This window comes from Exiguobacterium sp. s130, from assembly GCF_018619055.1.
Lineage (GTDB): Bacteria > Bacillota > Bacilli > Exiguobacteriales > Exiguobacteriaceae > Exiguobacterium_A.
This window is the reverse complement of sequence record NZ_JACSNI010000004.1, coordinates 187,263-204,219: the sequence shown is the minus strand read 5'-3', so window position 1 is coordinate 204,219 and position 16,957 is coordinate 187,263. Positions and strand designations below refer to the sequence as shown.

At 48.2% G+C, this 16,957-nt stretch carries 16 protein-coding genes; 10 read left to right on the top strand and 6 right to left on the bottom strand.

The window, feature by feature from the left end; all coding sequences use genetic code 11:
* Positions 1-30: 30 nt before the first annotated feature.
* From HZS85_RS12090 to folE2, 4 genes are all read right to left on the bottom strand, one after another.
* Positions 31-1,824 (bottom strand): carbon starvation CstA family protein, encoded by a 1,794-nt coding sequence (locus tag HZS85_RS12090; protein WP_035411402.1) that lies wholly within the window; start codon positions 1,822-1,824, stop codon positions 31-33.
* A 139-nt stretch (positions 1,825-1,963) separates the two neighbouring features.
* A complete protein-coding gene (locus HZS85_RS12085) occupies positions 1,964-2,659 on the bottom strand; it encodes a LytR/AlgR family response regulator transcription factor (RefSeq protein WP_035411399.1) in 696 nt (231 codons plus the stop codon).
* Positions 2,640-4,406: a LytS/YhcK type 5TM receptor domain-containing protein gene (locus tag HZS85_RS12080; protein ID WP_214856236.1), complete on the bottom strand. Its 1,767-nt coding sequence runs from the start codon at positions 4,404-4,406 to the stop codon at positions 2,640-2,642. Before HZS85_RS12080 ends, HZS85_RS12085 begins: the two co-directional genes overlap by 20 nt.
* A 109-nt stretch (positions 4,407-4,515) precedes the next feature.
* On the bottom strand, positions 4,516-5,421 hold the full coding sequence (gene folE2 / locus HZS85_RS12075; protein ID WP_214856234.1) for a GTP cyclohydrolase FolE2: 906 nt from the start codon (positions 5,419-5,421) through the stop codon (positions 4,516-4,518).
* 325 nt (positions 5,422-5,746) lie between these two features.
* Between folE2 and HZS85_RS12070 the strand changes: the two genes are divergently transcribed.
* The 8 genes from HZS85_RS12070 (at position 5,747) to HZS85_RS12035 (ending at position 12,589) form a co-directional block, all read left to right on the top strand.
* Positions 5,747-6,604: a TerC family protein gene (locus tag HZS85_RS12070; RefSeq protein WP_214856232.1), complete on the top strand. Its 858-nt coding sequence runs from the start codon at positions 5,747-5,749 to the stop codon at positions 6,602-6,604.
* A 164-nt stretch (positions 6,605-6,768) separates the two neighbouring features.
* Complete coding sequence (locus HZS85_RS12065; protein WP_029343196.1) at positions 6,769-7,533, top strand: TerC family protein; 765 nt, start codon at positions 6,769-6,771, stop codon at positions 7,531-7,533.
* Between the two features lie 51 nt (positions 7,534-7,584).
* The gene (locus tag HZS85_RS12060) at positions 7,585-8,718 is read left to right on the top strand and encodes a YfbR-like 5'-deoxynucleotidase (protein ID WP_214856230.1); all 1,134 of its coding nucleotides are present in this window, start codon (positions 7,585-7,587) and stop codon (positions 8,716-8,718) included.
* A complete protein-coding gene (locus HZS85_RS12055; RefSeq protein WP_214856228.1) occupies positions 8,715-9,917 on the top strand; it encodes a multidrug effflux MFS transporter in 1,203 nt (400 codons plus the stop codon). The genes HZS85_RS12060 and HZS85_RS12055 overlap by 4 nt, the downstream gene beginning before the upstream one ends.
* A gap of 151 nt (positions 9,918-10,068) precedes the next feature.
* Positions 10,069-10,296 carry a hypothetical protein gene (locus HZS85_RS12050; protein WP_050677305.1) on the top strand — a complete coding sequence of 76 codons (228 nt, stop codon included), beginning with the start codon at positions 10,069-10,071 and terminating at the stop codon, positions 10,294-10,296.
* Entirely contained in the window at positions 10,286-10,807 is a 522-nt protein-coding gene (locus HZS85_RS12045) for an NfeD family membrane protein (RefSeq protein WP_214856226.1), read from the top strand. The genes HZS85_RS12050 and HZS85_RS12045 overlap by 11 nt, the downstream gene beginning before the upstream one ends.
* Entirely contained in the window at positions 10,804-12,324 is a 1,521-nt protein-coding gene (locus tag HZS85_RS12040; protein WP_029343201.1) for a flotillin lipid rafts scaffold protein FloT, read from the top strand. Before HZS85_RS12045 ends, HZS85_RS12040 begins: the two co-directional genes overlap by 4 nt.
* Before the next feature lie 49 nt (positions 12,325-12,373).
* Positions 12,374-12,589 (top strand): hypothetical protein, encoded by a 216-nt coding sequence (locus tag HZS85_RS12035; protein WP_214856225.1) that lies wholly within the window; start codon positions 12,374-12,376, stop codon positions 12,587-12,589.
* Positions 12,590-12,864: 275 nt separating this feature from the next.
* Here HZS85_RS12035 and HZS85_RS12030 read toward each other — a convergent pair whose 3' ends face one another.
* Positions 12,865-13,713: a DegV family protein gene (locus HZS85_RS12030; protein ID WP_214856224.1), complete on the bottom strand. Its 849-nt coding sequence runs from the start codon at positions 13,711-13,713 to the stop codon at positions 12,865-12,867.
* A 16-nt stretch (positions 13,714-13,729) separates the two neighbouring features.
* Entirely contained in the window at positions 13,730-14,551 is an 822-nt protein-coding gene (gene lipL, locus HZS85_RS12025; RefSeq protein WP_214856223.1) for an octanoyl-[GcvH]:protein N-octanoyltransferase, read from the bottom strand.
* A 145-nt stretch (positions 14,552-14,696) separates the two neighbouring features.
* Here lipL and HZS85_RS12020 point away from each other — a divergent pair, with 145 nt between their 5' ends.
* Both HZS85_RS12020 and HZS85_RS12015 read left to right on the top strand, forming a co-directional pair.
* On the top strand, positions 14,697-16,004 hold the full coding sequence (locus tag HZS85_RS12020) for an HD domain-containing protein (protein WP_214856222.1): 1,308 nt from the start codon (positions 14,697-14,699) through the stop codon (positions 16,002-16,004).
* Positions 16,001-16,858: a phosphotransferase family protein gene (locus tag HZS85_RS12015; protein ID WP_214856221.1), complete on the top strand. Its 858-nt coding sequence runs from the start codon at positions 16,001-16,003 to the stop codon at positions 16,856-16,858. The genes HZS85_RS12020 and HZS85_RS12015 overlap by 4 nt, the downstream gene beginning before the upstream one ends.
* Positions 16,859-16,957 lie beyond the last annotated feature (99 nt).

The window sequence follows — 16,957 nt, the reverse complement described above, 5'->3', positions numbered from 1 at the left end:
CCACTGCCTTTTATCATATAACTAATCCGCTTACGCAGAACGTTTTTGATTTTCCCAACGTGGTGAATTCAATAGTTCAATCCATTTCTTAACGGCTGAAATCGTAATGACGATCGCGAGCAGTCCCATCGTTACGGATAAGACAGTATTCAAGACGCTAAATCCTGGAGAATCTGGATTTGCATAAACGTTTGCGACCATCCAGATATCCGCGAACGTTACTGTGATCAGGAGGTAGACGAGTGGAATGAACGTCGTCAGAGCATAGACTTTTTTATCGGCGATTTTCAAGATGATCGTCGTTCCGATGATCAAGCCGATTGAAGCCATCAGCTGATTTGATACCCCGAATAATGCCCAAATCGAACCGATGTCACCTGAGAACAGGAGATAGCCCCAGAAGAACGTCCCGAGTGCTGAAGCAAAGATTGCACCTGGAATCCAGTCGACGCGTTTGAGTGGTTTATAGAATTCACCGAAGAAATCTTGAATCAAGTAACGGGCGACACGTGTTCCTGCGTCGATTGCAGTTAAAATGAAGACCGCTTCGAACAGAATGACGAATTGGAAGAAGAAACCGGCAATTTCTTTGAACCATGGGATGGCGCGGAAGATGAACGTCATACCGACGGCGAGTGAAACGGCACCACCTGTTCGACCTGCAAGGTCGAGTCCGATTTCACGAGATAAATCATCCAAGTAGACCGTGCTCATACCTAGAGTTGCGAATACTTCTGGTGTTGAGTTGATGGCAAAGTAATCACCGACTTCAAGAGATGTCGCAGCAATCAATGCCATGACGGCAACAAGACATTCGACAAGCATGGCACCAAAAGCAACCGGTTTGATGTCACTCCAACGATTGATCATCTTCGGTGTCGTACCAGAACCAACGAAAGCGTGGAAACCAGAGATTGCACCACAGGCAATCGTGATCGAGATGAATGGCCAAACTGGACCAGCGATGATTGGACCACCGCCATCAACGAACTTCGTGAATGCTGGGAATCGAATGTCCGGGTTGATGATGAAGACACCGACGATCAAGGCAAGGAAAACACCGATCTTCATGAAACTTGATAGATAGTCGCGTGGTGCGAGCAAGAGCCATACAGGCAGTGCCGCAGCGAAGAATGCATAAATCGGTAGAGCGATTGCGAGCTGACGAGAGGACAGGTCGAACCAATCGCCAATGAATGTTTCCGTCAACTGAGGACCAAAACCAATCGCAGCTAAGATGAGTAGAAAACCGACTGTTGAAGCAAGGGCTAGGTTACCACCTTTACGTAAGTAAATCCCAACGAGCATCGCGATCGGAATCGTCGAGAAGACAGCGAATGTGCCCCATGGGTTATGTTCAAGTGCGTGCAGGACGACCATCGATAGACCAGCCATCGTGATTGTGATGATGAAGAGCATCGCAAGACCGGCACAAAAACCAGCGACGGGACCTAATTCTTTTTTAGCGACTTCGGACAACGATTGACCATCTTGGCGCATCGAGGCAAAAAGAACGACCATATCATGGACCGCTCCACCGATAACGGCACCAATCAAGAGCCACAGTAAGCCAGGAAGGTATCCGAACTGAGCAGCAAGGACAGGTCCTACGAGTGGACCAGCAGCAGCGATTGCCGCGAAATGGTGTCCGAATGAGACCCATTTGTTCGTTGGAACGTAATCTTTTCCGTCCGCTAGTTTATGAGCAGGCGTTTCGCGATCATCTTTGATTTTTAAGACTTTCGCGGCCATGAATGTACCGTAGAGACGATACGCGATTAATAAGATACAGATGACAGCAATGACGATGGGAGTAGCGCTCATCTAAAATTCCTCCTCTTGAATGAACTATGATGGATTTAGTATACAAGTTATGGAAGCGCTTTCTTTAATTTTTAGATGAGTTGTCGATTTTGTACGATGAAAGGTTGAAAAAGGACCTTGAATCACAAAAAAGAAGCGCTCAAATACCGAGCGCTTCTTTCAATAGTTTGACATACGTCCGACTGACCGGCACATCGATTTGGTGAATCTTTAAGTTGTAAGCCCCGTTAAACCAAGGTTCGATCGCGTCAATCGCTGATAAGTTCACGAGATACGAGCGATGAACCCGTAAAAACCGATGATCTTGAAGCTTTCGTTCAAGTTCGAGTAAGGTCTCGTTTGAAGGATACGCTTCATGTTCCGTTACGATTTTCGTTTTCCCATTTTCAGCGACGATGTAATCAATATCTTGCGGAGATAAGAGTTTGAGTCGATCTCCCGTTTCGACAGCTAAACGTTCAAGTCGAGGTGCTTTTTTCGGAAGCGGTCGTGCGACTTTTTCGATGGCGCGCACGATCCGTGCCGGATCATACGGTTTCAAGATGTAGTCATAGGCATTGAGTTCAAAGGCTTCAAGTGCATGAGCATCATATGCCGTTACAAACAAAAGAGCCGGAGGACGTGGCATCGACTTCAATCGTTTGGCGACTTCAAGACCGCTTCCATCCGTCAGCTCGATATCAAGAAAGACTAAGTCGGGTTGAAGGGAGCGGACGAGTCGTTCCGCTTCTTCGACACTACCAGTTTCTCCGACGACTTCAAGACCGGCTGCGGTCACGTGATAACGGAGCTCGTCACGTGCGAGCGGTTCATCTTCAATCAACAAGGTGCGCATGCTGGTTCTCCTTTCTGACTTCAATGGGAAGGCGAATTGTGATCGTCGTTCCGTTTTGACCGTCACTCGTGATCATAAACTGTCCTTTTTCACCGTAAAGGCTTCGAATTCGTTCTGCCGTATTGAATAACGCGGTACCGGTACCAGAAGATGGAACGACTTCTCGACCGAGACGAGCAAGGCGAGAGGCTTCAATCCCGCGTCCGTTATCGACGACTTCGAGGTGAAGTTGATCTGCCTCACACCATGCCGTCACCCCGACATATCCCGTCTGCTCATTCAAAAAAGCGTGAAGGAACGCATTCTCGATCAACGGTTGTAAGATAAACGGTGGAACGAGTAAAGACGTCGTCTCTTCCGCTAAATCGATATCGAGGAACGGTCGATTTGGAAAACGCGCGGCTTCAAGGGATGTATACGCTTCGATATGCTCGAGTTCCTTTTGGAGCGGAATTTTCGTCGAGCGTGCTCCTTGGAGGTTACTACGGAAAAACGTTGATAATTCGAGCAACAATGTCCGTGCCTGTTCGACATCCGTTCGGCACAGTGCATAAATCGTATTGATGGCATTGAACAGGAAGTGTGGATGAATTTGTGCTTCGAGTGCCCGGATCTCGGCATCCTTCAGTAAATCAGCTTGGCGCTGTGCGTTCCCGAGTGCCAGTTGTGTCGAGAACAGTTTTGCTAATCCTTCAATGAGTTCGACTTCCACGGCGTCGAGCAATTCGGCGTGGGGATAGTAGACTTTTAACGTCCCGATCGTCGTTTCCCCGACGATGAGCGGAGCGATGATGCCCGCTTGAAGTGGGCAATCCGTTACGGGACAGCCGATATCGAGTCGTTCCGTCACAAGACGAACTTGTCCATCCTGTAAGACATGTTCGGTTGGTTTTGTCGTCCAGTGACTACCTGCTTGATGGTGATCACTTCCGATGCCAAGGTGAGCAAGGATAACGGACTGATCCGTCAAAGAGACGGCTTCGGCTCGTGTTTGCTGCAACAGAATTTCCGCGACAGCTTCTGCCGTATGGATATGTAGACCACGCGTCAGGTGCGGAAGCGTCAAATCGGCGATATGCAACGACCGTTCTGCTTCTCGTGCACGGACGGTTTCTTCTTCTCGCGCAGCAAGGCGGATGATTGATAAAAATAACCAGACGCCAAGGACGTTGATGAGTGTCATCGGCAAGAAGATGAACTGGACGAGTTCGACTGCCGCATCAAAGGGACGAGAAAACAGTAAAATCAATGACATTTCAAATAGCATCAAAAAAGCGGTCAGACAAACAGGTAACAATGCTTGGCTGCCGAGTCGGTCACGCCAGTAAGGGCGAAGTAATCCACTGACACCACCGGCGATGACAGTCGAAAGCGCGCAAGCGAACGCTGTGAATCCGCCGAGGGAATACCGGTGAACCCCGACGATCAGTCCAGTCATCAATCCACCAAGCGGACCAGCGAGCAATCCACTGATGACGACGATCATCGTTCGTGTATTCGCGATTGCCGAGGTTCCGTCGACCTCTTCGAGCCAAGCATGGGGCAAGAATTCTGCTAAGTCGACTTTGACCCCTGTATAGTTACTTAAGATCCCATACGTCGCAAAAAACAGGACGAGGACACGGAATTGCCAACCTGCTTCCGGTTGACGCAACAAGCGTCGCGTTGGTCCCCACTGGGCGAGGATGAACGCTAAGATGATCATGATACCAAGTCGCTCGAGTAAAAAAGGAATCAGTTCCAACATATGTATTCCTCCATTCGAGTTAAGTGTAAACGCTCGCAAAACGAAGGGCAATGCCGATAAACAAAAAAGCCGTACTCCCTCTAGTGGAAAGGAAGTACGGCGAGCTTGCTTATTGTGCGTCTTTATCGAACGTGATGCGTGCGATTGCATCATGTTGGTGAATCGTTTCTTCGTTGCGACATTCGACGTAGAACGAAGCAATTGGATCCATTTCGTATAGGTCAGCAGCAATCAAGCGCACCATGTCTTCTACGAAACGTGGATTTTCGTATGCCATCTCTGTCACGCGTTTTTCATCCGGACGTTTGAGTATCGGGTGAAGTGGGGCAGAAGCATTTGATTCAGCCGCATCAAGCAATGATTGTTTCCAGTCAAAGTCTTCTGCTTCATCACGTAACGAAGCTTCCATCGTGACGTAGCCACGTTGGTTGTGGGCACTGTACTCGCTGATTTCTTTCGAACATGGGCAAAGTGTCGTGACGTTGATCGTCAAGCCGACAGATAATGTCGCTTCATTCGTTTCCGTGTTGACGCTGACCGTTTGCCATACTTCGGCATTCATCAACCCACTAAGTCCCGTTGCAGGTGCTTTACGTGTAAAGAACCATGGGTAACGGATCGTCAATTGACCTTCTGTTTGTTCCATACGGTCCGCTAAATCACGCGCGAATTGAATAAGTGATTCATTCGTGACTGTCCAACCTTCGTTGTGGTATTGATCAAGTTGTTCCGTTAAGCGACTCATGTTGATCCCTTTACGGTCTTGTACGAGTGACGTCGACAACTCGAACGTTGCGACTGTCGCTTGTGTTTTGTCCCCGTCTTGGATGACGACAGGATGTTTAACGTTTGAGATTCCAACAGCGTCAAGTGCGAACAGGAAGTTCTTCGGTGTATTTTGCAAGTCGACCATTTTATCTTTTTCAGTCGGTTTTGTTCCTTTGATTGGTGGTACCGAACCGAACAGCTTATGGCGCTCTTCTTTCGTTGGTAACGTAATCGGGTAGGTAGACATATTTATGGGCCCCTTTGTCCTTTTGTAGTGTTTCAATAGTAATAACATGACAGGAATGCTAGAGACGAGCAAGTCTGATGATTCCGCAAATGTGTTTCATCGTTTCATTACTAGAAGTGTTGTCTTGAATTTTATCACGAACGTTCGATAAACGAAACTCGCACGACTTAAAATCGACACATTCCATAGCCGGAGGAATAACATGCTTGCAATCGGGTATATTATCCTATAGTATATGTTCAGGTGAACGTGTAATTATTGTTTTTGTCATAGTCATACAATGTATTTTTGATTTTACAGATAGTCAGAGAAAGGGATGACAGAGATGGATTGGCAGTTATTACTTCAATATGCCTGGGTCGTACTCGTCTTGATCGCGCTTGAAGGATTACTTTCAGCGGATAATGCACTCGTACTCGCGGTCATGGTTAAGCACTTACCAGGAGAACAACAAAAGAAAGCACTTTTTTATGGACTAGCTGGAGCGTTCGTCTTACGATTCGCGGCATTGTTCGCGATTTCGTTCCTCGTCGATATTTGGCAAATCCAAGCACTTGGAGCGGCGTACTTGCTCATCATGGGACTACGGCATATTTATAAGACCGCTAAGGCAAGGAAACTTGGTGAGAATCATGGCGCCGAAAATGAACTCGATGCAGAGCCGAAGTCGGAGGAGCCAGTTTCAAAAGGTGAATTCTGGCGGACAGTCGCGAAGATCGAATTCGCAGACTTAGCGTTTGCTGTCGATTCGATTCTTGCAGCAGTAGCACTTGCCGTTGCCCTTCCAAACTGGGGATCAGGTGAAATCGGTGGTTTGAACACCGGTCACTTCATCGTCATCTTATCGGGTGGTTTAATGGGTGTCGTCCTCATGCGTTTCGCGGCCCGTGTCTTCGTGAAGTTACTTGCAGATCGCCCAGGTCTTGAGACAGCAGCCTTTGCAATCGTCGCCTGGGTCGGTGTGAAGCTAGCCGTTCTAGCGCTTGAACACCCGAAATACCACGCATCAATCGAAGGAACGATCTTTGAATCCTTGAAGCTTCCTGAAGGATTCGCCCACAGTACACCGTGGCAGGCATTCTTCTGGACAGTCATGGTCGGTCTTGCTCTTTGGGGTTGGTTCTCTTCACCAAAAACGAAACCAAATCCAGATGCTGAAAAGAAAGTTGATCAAAACTTATAAAAAATGGAACGATCCGTCGATGACGGGTCGTTTTTTTGTGTTAGGTTTTCTTAAACAATGGGAATAAAACACAAGGTTAAGTACTTCAGTCGAGCTTGCATCTTTTTCTTTCCGAACGACCGGCATATAATAAATAGACTGAACAATAAAGGGGATTCGTTAGTATGGATATTGGATTAATTACACAGTATGCGACCGTCGGGCTCGTACTGATCATTTTGCAAGGATTACTATCCGCCGACAATGCGATGGTCATGGCGGTCCTGGTCCGACCGTTACCAGATGATCAACGTAAAAAGGCGCTTTTCTATGGTCTCGTCGGAGCACTCGTCTTACGTTTCGTGGCAATCTTCTTTGCTTCGTATTTAGCGACGATTTGGGAACTTCAAGCACTCGGGGCGATTTACCTTTTCTACGTCGCGTTTAAAGGAATCGTCGAGGCACGATCGAATAAACACCAAGTACCGGACACGATTGCCTCACAAAAAGCCTCACCGAACTTTTGGTGGACGGTCGTTAAAGTCGAGTTCTCTGACTTAGCGTTCGCTGTCGACTCGACACTTGCCGCTGTCGCGATGGCGACGACACTACCGATGATTGGTGGAACGATTGGTGGTCTGAATACAGGACAATTCTGGGTCGTCTTCTTCAGTGGGATCATTGGTCTCGTCATCATGCGTTACTTCGCGAGCTGGTTCGTTGTCTTGCTCCAAAAGCGACCAGGCATCGAAGAAGCTGCCTTTTGGCTCGTCGCATGGGTTGGTGTAAAACTGGTCGTCATGACACTCGCGCATCCGTCAATCGACGTCTTGCCGCATGAGTTTCCAGAGAGTACACTATGGCAAACGATCTTCTGGGTCGTACTTGCTCTGATTTTAATCATTGGTTGGTTCCGTAGCGGAAGCAGTTCAACCAAATCAGCAAAATAATACAATGGCGGGCAGGGTACTCTCTGTCCGTCTTTCGTTAGGAGAGATTTCATGCAAAACGGTAATTTCATTCGGATGCTGACGCGGATGCAAAACGTTCCACGGTGGGATGAATATGCACCACGTTTTCCGGATAACGCAGCCAGTCACAGCTTTCGTGTTGCCTTATTCAGTTTGATGGCAAGCTATTTAGAAGAAGCAGACGGGCAACCACCAGTCGACCGCCTGACATTGCTCGGAAAAGCCTTATTCCATGACATGAACGAAGTCATCACCGGACCAATCAAACACCGGACAAAAAAAGAGCCAACGTTACATGCACACATTCAGGCAATGGAACAACAAGCAAGTGAACAGCTCGTCGCCTTACTCTCGAAGTCGCTTCAACCAGCCTTTACGACGTATCTTGTTCATGCAGAGGATGAATCGCCGGAAGGGCGGATCGTCGAAGCCATCGATACGTTCGATGCGATGTTGTACGCACGCCGAGAAGCACGGATGACGGAGTCCGTCTTTTTCGAACAAAAAGCAGCGGAATTACAGGCTGTTCTAGAACGACACCCACTCGTTTCAATCCGTCGCTTGACACAGTCGGTCATGGAAGAGGATGAGATGTCTCATTTCATTGAAAACGTCTTGATGATGGATACGATTCGGCGCTGGAAAGGACGTTTCAATACGATTGATGATAACGACGCGACACATGCGTTTCGAGCAGCCTCGCTTGGTATCTTCAATGGTCTGATTGAATCAGAGAAGTACGGCGTCACGATCGACATCGAAGAAGTCGTCTCGCGTCTCTTGTGTCATGATCTCGTTGAAGGAACGACGGGAGATGTTCTTGGACCTGTCAAACATGCGACACCGGTCACAGCAGCAGCCTTCGAAGCTTACGAACGGGCAGAAGGAGAGACGTTGATCAATAATCTACCGAAAGAAATCCGAGTACCATTCCGTCGGTTCGTCGTTGAAGCAAAAGACGAGACATACGAAGGACAGATGGTCGATGTGATCGATAAACTCGACGCATTGATTAAAATGAACATGGAACGGAAGTTGAACGGGGTCGAGTATGAGACCGGTTACCGCGCCCAACTCAAAAAGGTTCAGATGACATATGAAAATCCATCGGTCGTCTTTTTCCTCGCTTATGTCCTGCATGATTTGGATTACGTGACGTCATGACGAAAGAAACCATGACCCCTCGCCGCTTAACGTTGATCTTGATCCTCGGTTCGCTTGCTGCACTCGGACCGCTCTCGATCGACATGTATCTACCTGCTTTTCCGGATATGTCACGCTCGTTTGATGCGAGTGCGTCACTGATCCAATTGAGTTTGACGGCTTGTATGCTCGGAATGGCGCTCGGACAATTGATCGTTGGTCCGCTCAGTGATGTTCGTGGACGTAAGCGTCCGTTAATGATTGCTTTACTTGCGTATCTGCTCGCTTCTCTCGCCTGTGCGATGGCACCGACGATCGAAGTGTTGATTGCGCTTCGATTCATCCAAGGGGCAGCTGGAGCGTCAGGAATCGTCATTTCCCGGGCAATCGTTCGTGACTTGTTTGACGGACCTGAATTGACGCGGTTTTTTGCTGCCTTGTCACTCGTCAACGGAACGGCACCGATTCTCGCACCCGTCATCGGCGGACAGTTGCTTCGGTTCGGTGACTGGCATTTTGTCTTCTACTTGCTTGCGATTTTAAGCACGATGATGTTACTTGCCGTCGCACTCCGTTTACCGGAAACGCTTCCGCTTGATAGACGTGTCGAAGGAAACCTGACGACGACGTTGAAGACGTTCGGACGATTATTGACGGATCGCGTCTTCATCGGTTATGCGTTTGCGCAAGCATTCGTCATGGGCGCGATGTTTGCCTACATCTCGGGTTCACCATTCGTCTTACAAAATATTTATGGCGCTTCGCCGCAACAGTTCAGTTTTTTGTTCGGTTTAAACGGAATCGGAATCATCTTAGCAGCACAGATCGCCGGTCGCCTTGCTGGTCGAGTTGATTCAGAGCGGCTGATGCGAACCAGTTTGACGATCGTTGCGAGTGCGAGCATCTTATTGTTCCTCGCCTTGACGTTAACGGATCAGCTGATCTTCGTCATGATTCCACTATTCTTCGTCGTTTCAAGCGTCGGTTTGATCTCGACGCTCGGTTTTACCTTAGCGATGCAAAATTACGGAGCAACGGCAGGCAGTGCCTCGGCTCTTTTAGGGCTCTTGCCGATGCTCGTCGGTTCGCTCGTGTCACCACTCGTCGGGATCATGGGAGAGCAATCGGCTGTTCCGATGGGGTTAATCATCATGACCTTAGATTGCCTGGCGCTCATCCTCTATTACGGTCTGATTGTTCGTCGACCGAATCGTTCATAAACGCTAATTATTCAAAAACGTTTGTCCTCTATATGGGACGAGCGTTTTTTCTTTTAATGAAAGGAAAAGAAATGGAATTCATTTTGAAACATTTTCTAAAAAATAAGCGTAGAAGAGAAGGAAAGCCAGTACTTCAGAAAGGAGTGGAGCGATGAAACAGGAGTTGCAGCGTGAACGAGAACCGTCGATTGAGGCAAGATTAGCACGTCATTTTGCCGCACAGAAAAAATACTTACGCCGTCAAGAAGAGGCAATCGATCAACGAGACAAAGAATTGGCTCGTTTATTGTTTGAGGAAAACCGGACTGCTTATCAAAGGGCTTACCACGAACTGTATGGCTCACATCCTTACATCGAGGTGAACGAAGATGGACGTTAGTACACTTTATTTATATGCGTTAGCGGCCGCTGCTTGTGGTGTGTTTGTGTCCATCTTATTCTCAGACGTCATTCCGGGTGTCGATCAAATTTTCCATCCTACGTTGATCTTATCTTTCGTCATCATCACGTCAGCGATCGGCTTCGGACTCGAACAACTGAGTCCGCTTGGTTCAATTTTGATTTTGATCATCAGCAGTGTCATCGCGTTGTTAGTGACGACGCTGATGCATATTTTTTTGTTCGTTCCGATGGCACAAGCCGAACAGTCGCTTGGATTTTCGGAACAGATGCTAGAAGGGCGTAGCGCAACCGTCATCGTGCCGATTCCGACTGAAGGATATGGTGAAATTTTACTTGATGACGTCTCAGGACGTGTATCGAAGTCAGCCGTCCTGTTTGAAGGTCCTGCCTTACCACAAGGAACAAAGGTACTTGTTATCGAGATGAAACAAGGCGTCGCGTCTGTCGTGACGTACCCCCAACAATGGAAAAAGGAGATGTTTACATGAATCCAGTGTTAATCGTATCGATCGTTGCAGTAGCATTGATCGTTGCATTGATTGTCCTATTCATCACGAAGTACCGAACGGTTGGTCCGGAAGAAGCATTAATCGTATCCGGTAGTTATCTTGGAGGACGCAATGTTAATACCGATGAGTCCGGCAACCGGGTGAAGATTATTCGCGGCGGCGGAACATTCGTGTTACCTGTCTTCCAACAAGCAACACCACTCAGTTTGTTATCGAGTAAACTCGAAGTCACGACACCAGAAGTGTACACGGAGCAGGGTGTACCGGTCATGGCTGATGGAACGGCGATCATCAAGATTGGCAGTTCGATTTCTGAGATTGCAACAGCAGCAGAGCAGTTCCTCGGAAAATCAAAAGAAGAGCGCGAAGGGGAAGCGCGTGAAGTTCTTGAAGGGCACTTGCGTTCGATCCTCGGTTCGATGACTGTCGAAGAAATTTATAAGAACCGCGATAAGTTCTCGCAAGAAGTCCAGCGGGTCGCATCACAAGACCTGGCGAAGATGGGACTCGTCATCGTTTCGTTTACGATCAAAGACGTCCGAGATAAAAATGGATATTTAGAATCACTCGGGAAACCACGGATTGCACAGGTGCGCCGGGATGCGGACATCGCAACGGCAGACGCTGAAAAAGAGACACGCATCAAACGGGCGGAAGCTTCAAAAGATGCGAAAAAAGCAGAACTCGAACGTGCAACGGAAATCGCTGAAGCGGAAAAAGAAAATCAGTTGAAGATGGCAGACTACCGCCGCGAACAAGATATCGCGAAGGCGAAAGCCGACCAAGCATATGATCTTGAGAATGCACGCGCACAACAAGAAGTCACCGAGCAACAGATGCAAATCAAAATCATCGAGCGTCAAAAACAAATCGAGCTTGAAGAACGAGAAATCCTCCGTCGTGAGAAACAATACGATGCGGAAGTCAAAAAACGTGCCGATGCCGATCGTTACTCGATTGAGCAAGCTGCCCAAGCGGACCGTGCGAAGCAATATGCGGAAGCAGACGCAACGAAATACCGGATCGAGGCATCGGCAAAAGCGGATGCAGAACGAATTCGTCTGGATGGTCTTGCGAAAGCGGACGCTGAGCGAGCACAAGGGGAAACAGAAGCAGACATCATTCGTTTGAAAGGTCTTGCCGAAGCGGAAGCGAAAGAAAAAATCGCGCAGGCGTTCGAACAATTCGGACAAGCAGCAATCCTTGACATGGTCATTCGGATGATGCCAGAATACGCGAAAGAGATTGCAGCACCACTCGGTAACATCGATAAGATCACGGTCGTCGATACAGGTAGTGGTGAAGGTGGCGGTGCGAACCGTGTCACAGGGTACGCGACAGATTTGATGGCGTCACTGCAAGAGACGTTAAAAGCCTCATCAGGGTTAGATGTCAAAGAGTTGATCGAGAACTTCTCTGGTAAAGGAACAGCAAAGCCGTTGACGGTCAACTTGAATTCCCATGATGCGGTGGCAGCGTCGAAAACAGAAGACTGATATCATTACTATGTACTAGTAGAAGTAGTTTCTGAAAGGATATCTCATCATGGATGGTTTAGCGTTACTGCAAGAGCGTTGGATGTTGTTGCTCCCGTTCGTTGTCGTCTTCTTGATCAACGTCGGGTTATTGACAGCCCTTCTTAAGAAGCGACGTGATTTACCGAAACTGTTAGTCTTCGGAATGGGTGGGATGGCGATCGTGTTCATCGTCTCCTCGCTTGGATTAAGCATGGCACTGCTGTTCTTCGGATACAATTCATAAAAAACGGAGCTGACTCAAAAGTCAGTCTCTACAAAGATAGGGGTGGCAGAATGATGATCTGCCACCCCTATCTCGTAATAAAAAGAATGACGCGTCACACGCAACTCCTACAGGAATAAGCGCATTTATGCGCTGTCAGAGACAAACAAGACCCGCTTTCCTGCTTGAATGAAGCAGGAAAACTGGCTTGTGTCTCGCCTGAGGAAAGGGCGTGAACAGACGAGTCGTTCTTTTTTTTGAGTCAGCCTCGTTTAATGAAGTAAGAATGAATGCCGTTAACGTGGAAGGTCATACCCAATGACGACAAGTCCCGGTCCAGTATGTGAACCGATGGCTGCGCCGGCGATCGTCAAGATGACTTCGCTTGGTGAGAATTGTGCTTCAATCGATTGTTTTAACTGTTCTGCCCGTTCGATTGAATCCCCGTGACCAATCATGATTCGGTGTCCGTCAATCGCAGGACGTGCTTCTTCCATCCACTCGACGATCCGGTTCATGACCTTTTTCTGACCTCGGATTTTCTCTTTTGGAATCAACTTCCCGTCTTCGACTGTCAACAGCGGTAAGATCGATAAGAGACCACCAATGAAGGCGCTAGCTCGCGAAACGCGTCCACCGCGCATCAAATATTCGAGTGATTCGACTGTAAACAGATGACGAATCGTATTCACCTTGGCTTCAGCATAAGCCGCTGTTTCTTCAAACGAATGCGTCTTCGCATATTCTGCGACGTCAAGAACGAACAATCCTTGTCCTGTCGAAGCGGTTTTCGTATCGAGCACGAGATAGGGGACGTTCGGATATTTTTCGGCAAGTTCATCTGCGAGCATCTTCGCGGTTTGGTATGTTCCAGATAATTCACTTGAAAAAGCGAGATAGAGGAAGGGATCCCCTTGTTCGAAATGACGCGTGAACACCTCGACCATCCGGCTGACTTCGACCTGGAATGTCTTCGGTGCTGCACCGTCACGCATCTTATCATACAGTTGTTTCGGAGATATCGATTCTCCGTCGAAGAACGTGTCTTCGTCGATCAATACGCCAAATGGCATGACCGTAAAATCATAAGCATCTAACATGTCTTTTGGTGCATCAGCACCACTATCTGTGATCAATCGGATCATCACGCTCTCTCCTTTCTTAACCTAGGGCTTTTTCGTTTCGATCAAGCATCCGACTCAAGTTGACGCCGAAACGCTCGTTCTCGAGTTCCGTCAACGTCGCGGGCGTCAAATCAGCGCCGAGCGCAAGTAACGCCTCATACGCACGACGTAAGCACTCCTCGACCGTTAAGGAAGTACCAAGCAGTTCCTCGAGTGACGCCATCGTTTCCGGCACGACGGTCGGATAGATGAACTTTGTTGTCTCACCTTGAAGCGCTGCCGCGTAAAAGTCACGGACTAAAGCGGCGCGTTGACTTCCACTTCCATTGACACAAAGGTAGATTTGGACAGCGACTCCGCCACGAACACGACGTTGCGAGATACCGGCGAACTTTTTACCGGCAATCGACAAGTCATAAGAACCGGGACAATACGATCCGACGACTTCACCAGCGACGATCGCGTCTGTTTCTTGCGCGAACATATGGCGGACGAGCGCAAGCATCGCTTCGTAACCACTATCGATATCGATCCCACCGCGTTCCGGTAGGACGAGCGAAATATTCAAGACACCGGCATCAAGGACGACGGCAAGACCACCTGAGTTACGGACGACGGGCGAGAAACCATGTTCATGCAGAACGGCTACACCGTCAGCAAGATGAGGAAGATGGGCATCCTGGATGCCGAGGACGACGGTTTCGTGGTGAATCCAAGAGCGGAGTGCGGCTCCTTCTGTTGCAACAGAGGCACATAATGTGTCGTCCATCGCAAACGATTGTGTCGCATGGAAAGCAGTTCCGAGTGACGTTTGATCAAAAATACGATAATGTTCTTGTTTTAAGAGTTCGATTCCCATAGGCTCGTTCCTTTATTGTAGATTTGCGACATCATTATAGCATAGGGTGTGTAAAGTTTCTGTGCGAAGCGCCGCGGGAGACAGGAATCCTTGGAAACAAAACCGAACAACAACGATATAGACACGATTTAAAGGAGAGAAACATATGTATCAATCATTAGGACAATTAAAGGAAACGAAGGTCTTCAAGGATCCGGTTCATCGCTATATCTATGTCAGTGATCAGTTGATTTGGCAACTGATCGGTACACGTGAATTTCAGCGACTACGCCGAATCAAACAACTCGGAACATCCTTTTTGACGTTTCATGGAGCAGAGCACACACGGTTCCATCATTCGCTCGGTGTCTATGAAATCACGCGTCAACTGATCGATGTCTTCAACGGTCGCGCCGATTGGGACGATCAGTACCGGGAGTTGACACTGGCTGCGGCACTCTTACACGATGTCGGACACGGTCCGTTTTCGCACGCATTCGAGAACGTCTTCGGTGTTAACCACGAGACGTGGACGGAGCGAATCATTCTCGGGGATACGGAAATCAAGAAAGTCCTCGACCAAGTCGGAGACGGATTTGCGGAAGAAGTAGCGTCGATCATCAACAAGACGCACCCGAATCAACTGCTTGTTACGATGATCAGCTCACAACTCGACGTTGACCGGATGGATTATTTATTGCGCGATGCGCATTTTGCCGGTGTCAGCTACGGAAAATTCGATCTCGAGCGGATGCTTCGGGTATTGCGTCCAGCCCATAATCAGATGGTCGTCAAACAATCGGGAATGCATTCGATCGAAGACTACATCATGCGGCGGTATCAGATGTATTGGCAAGTCTACCTGCATCCGGTGACACGATCGAGTGATTACCTATTAAAGGCTATTCTTGAGCGGGCGCAGGAGTTGTACCTGTCCGCATATCCGTTTGCGATCGCACCAATCCATTTGATGCCGCTATTTGATCAGAAGATGGAGTTGCGTGATTTCCTTGGGCTCGATGAGACAATCGTCTACTTCTATTTTCAGCAGTGGGCGAATGAGCAGGATCCAATCCTTGCAGATCTCTCGAGGCGATTCGTTGACCGGAAGTTGTTTAAGTATGTCGATTACCCGGCTGAAAAACGGGAACTCGTCCACGATAAGTTGTGTGAGTTGTTCGAAGCAATCGGCTTGAATCCGACGTATTATCTGCTTGAAGATAAACTCAGTCGTCTTCCTTACGATTTATATGGAGATAACGGTGAAATTAGTAAGCAGCCGATCATGCTACAGATGAAGGGTGGGCAGATGAAAGAGATTTCGCAAGTTTCACCGCTCGTTCAAGCCATTGCGACGTCACGCCAAACGGATGAGAAGCTGTTCTTCCCGCAAGAAATTTTGCACGACTTGCGCGAACATGCGAATGAGAAGATGCAAATCGACCAGTTATTGATTGGTAATGTGACATCATGATATCGTCCGCTGTCCTTACGAACATCTTGCAACAGCTTGGACAGGAGGGGGGAGAGGTCGAAGTCTTAAAAGGCGCGACATCCTCCCTTGTTTTTCGGGTCGGTGAGGGAATTCTTCGCGTCCATACGAATCAGGACTGGCTACATGAGGAGCCTGATCTTGTCTTGCACGAGGTGTTTGCGTTACGAGCAGCAGGTGACTTAGCACCAGATGTGTTGGACTATCAAACAGATGTTAGGGACGAAATACCGCCGTGGATATATATGACGCGTTCACCGGGAGAGATCCGGCTTGATCAGGTAGATGAGCAATATGTCGAACGACTAGCACAGATGCTTGCGGCAATCCATACACTACCGATACCAGAATCTCTTTATGTCTATCAGCCGTATGCGACGGAACGTCACGTTCCGACGTGGACGCAGCATCCGGAGAGATGGCGTCAGCTACTGGCGGTCGAACCGATCGAAAGTCAAACAATCCGATTTATTCATCGGGATTTCCATCCGGTCAATGTGTTATACGAAATGGATGGGACGTGTCATACGATTGATTGGATTAATGCGTGTGTAGGTCCCATTGAAGTCGACCTTGCGCATTGTCGTTTGAATCTTGCCTTGCTCGAATCCGTCGAGATGGCGGATCATTTTTTAAAAAGTTACCTTAAACAGACGAACCGTTTGTACGATCACGGGTGGGATATTCGGGCTGTTTTTGATTTTGGACCGGAAACGATTGACGTCTATTCGGGGTGGAAAGCATATGGAAGGCAAAACCTCAGTCAGGACAATGTTCGGGAACGCTTGGAAAAGTTTGTCTTGAAAGTCTATGAAAATAACGAAAGCGGTTACTAAATGAACTTTTCCTCTTGTAGTTCTTCGAAATATTGATTATTCTATTACTTGGAAAGAAATTAAACGTCAGACATCGTACGAATGTACAACTGATAAACA